Origin of the sequence: Ochrobactrum sp. EDr1-4 (genome assembly GCF_049199085.1) — a bacterium.
GTDB lineage: Bacteria > Pseudomonadota > Alphaproteobacteria > Rhizobiales > Rhizobiaceae > Brucella.
In genome coordinates this window covers 1-1,563 of record NZ_JBLZOF010000028.1, presented here as the reverse complement: position 1 = coordinate 1,563, position 1,563 = coordinate 1, and the positions used below count along the sequence as shown (strand labels likewise).

Sequence of the window (1,563 nt, the reverse complement as noted above, 5' to 3'; positions counted from 1 at the left end):
GCTCACATGAGGATTTCGTCGTCAAGATCAATCATTGTTCCATAGCTTGTCCCCTTCGATTTTGTATCGAACCCATGGTCTGAGCCATCTTGCTTGACGCGGCACGTTTCCGTCACCGGTTCAAACTCACATACGGTCGCCGTTTTGTCCGGCAGCACCATCATCCCGCTTGCGTAGCGGCAAGGCTCAGGAGAACGGGACCAATCTAAAGCGCGGCATTTGAAGCCCGACTTTGAGGCGGTTCGCTCACCTGGATCCGCCAGGAGTGATCAGTCCTGGAAGATTTGTGTATTCGGTAATTTTTTGGTCGTCACGCAGTCTTCATGACAGCCCCCTCGATGACAACACCCGCAGTGACAAACTTCCACAGCGCGATAAGGAGTTTGCGCGCCAGGGCAACTATCGCGGCTTTCTTTAAGCGCCCACCATTCGACTGAACCCGATCCACAAACCAACGGCTGAGCGCTGATGCTGGCTGATTGCGTAGCCACAACCAAGACAGTTGAATCATCGTGGTGCGCAGCCGAGGGTTTCCTGCTTTTGAGACACCCTGTTCGTGATCGATGGTCCCGCTCATCCATGGGGTTGGTGTCAAACCGGCATAGGCGGCAATCTGCCGCCTATTATCAAAACGCCGGGACAGGGCTTCGGTCCAAAGGACGGCGGCAAACTCAGCGCCAATCCCCTTCAGGGACAGCAGCATCGCCGCGGGCGAAGTTGCCTCAACCGCTGGCTGCTCATACGTTGACAGGAGAGAATTCCGCTCGCTCTCCACTGCAGCAATCTGTTCCAGCAGCAAGTCGAGACGGTCGAGTTCGCGATTAATTTGAGCCTTCAGGTGTTTCGGTAACTCACGCCCATCTCCGGTCTGGAGCTCCTCCAGCCGCCGACGGCGATCTTTACGGAGCGGTTGATAGCCGCTGACGCCTTGAGCAAAGAGTAGCCCCTTAACGCGATTGACATGCCTGACCCGCTCAGCAATCAAAACTTTGCGTTCCCGGCAAATCCGACGCCGATCTTCGTCCTTCGGATCTGGCGCTTTAACCATCGCACATACGCGTGGCTCGCCGCGCTTGAACGCAAGCAATGTGCGCGTCAGAGCCTCTCCATCAATCTTGTCGGTCTTGGCACGCCGACGTCGACGAGACGTCGCGATCGAAGCTGCGTCTACGACGTGACTCTCGATACCATTGGCCTCCAGCACCCGGTGTATCCAGAAGCCGTCCAATCCTGCCTCTTGGATTGTTACGATAGGAAACAACGTTCCTGTTCTCAACCGCGCTTTGTGCTGTAGCTGCTCAAATCGATCCAGCAGCTCTGCCACATTGCCACCGGCCACTACATGCTTCGACATCTTCTCGCCACTGCCCGGCGACAACGAAGTGATCAACCAAGTCGATCGGCTCAGTTCCAATGACACAAAAATTGCGCCAAGATCAGTACGGACAGCGGTCGGATGAATGGATGCGGGTTCCATAAATTGCTCCTCCTGAGCGAGTGTTTTGATGCAACCTCACTCTGCCAGAGCGACGGCCGCTGTTCACTCCTCATGGGATCTAAAGC

1 protein-coding gene is annotated in these 1,563 nt (G+C 55.7%); it reads right to left on the bottom strand.

Annotated elements, in window-relative coordinates:
• Positions 1 to 310: 310 nt before the first annotated feature.
• Positions 311 to 1,477 carry an IS110 family transposase gene (locus ACOZHT_RS24360; protein WP_240578266.1) on the bottom strand — a complete coding sequence of 389 codons (1,167 nt, stop codon included), beginning with the start codon at positions 1,475 to 1,477 and terminating at the stop codon, positions 311 to 313.
• Positions 1,478 to 1,563 lie beyond the last annotated feature (86 nt).

Bases quoted from the DNA above. Each gene is read 5' to 3' on its own strand.
- ACOZHT_RS24360 (WP_240578266.1), bottom strand. From the start codon at position 1,477: ATGGAACCCGCATCCATTCATCCGACCGCTGTCCGTACTGATCTTGGC.